Source organism: Paraburkholderia sp. BCC1885, assembly GCF_900996235.1.
Lineage (GTDB): Bacteria > Pseudomonadota > Gammaproteobacteria > Burkholderiales > Burkholderiaceae > Paraburkholderia.
On sequence record NZ_CAAJGM010000061.1, the window covers coordinates 1 to 577 of the forward strand.

The 577-nt window shown below is 75.6% G+C and carries 1 protein-coding gene; it reads right to left on the reverse strand.

Annotation, left to right across the window (positions count from 1 at the left end):
- Positions 1-571, reverse strand: a 571-nt coding sequence (locus tag FQ755_RS05080; protein WP_144151568.1) for a YbfB/YjiJ family MFS transporter, incomplete at its 3' end; no start/stop codon positions are given.
- Between the last annotated feature and the right edge of the window lie 6 nt (positions 572-577).

A 577-nucleotide genomic window follows, 5' to 3' on the forward strand; every position in this document is an offset into this window, starting at 1 on the left:
ATTCGGCGTAGAGCGCGCGCAGCGGGCGCGGCGCGCTCGTGCACCGATGCCTCGAGGGCGCGGCGACCACCGACGCGTTCACTCGCGGCCAGACGTGCTCGGCCAGCGCGGTCAGCACCAGCGAGAGCAGGGCCAGCCCGAGCCAGGTGTCCTGCAGGCTGCGCTGCAGCAGCAGCGGCACGACCGTGCCCGAGGCCACCACGCCTACGCCCACGCCCATGAAGATCACGCCGCCGGCCAGGCCGCGGCGCGAGGCCGGCACGTGCGCGAGCACGGTCGGGGCGGCCAGCAGCATCATGGTGCGCAGCGTCAGCGTGACGCCGGCCCGGGCGGCCAGCGCGCGGCCCGCCAGCGCGCCGCCCAGGTAGCCCGCCAGGTTGGCCGCGCCGAGATAGGCGGCCAGCGAGGGCGCGAACCAGTGCGCGTCGACGATCGCCGGCAGCAGCGGCGTATAGGCGAAACGCGCCAGGCCGATGCCGACCAGGCTCGCGCACAAACCCGCGAAGATGGCTCGCCAGATGGCGGCGGCACCGGGCGCGGCCTGGGCGCCGGCCAAGGATGGGGTGGACATGAGGCA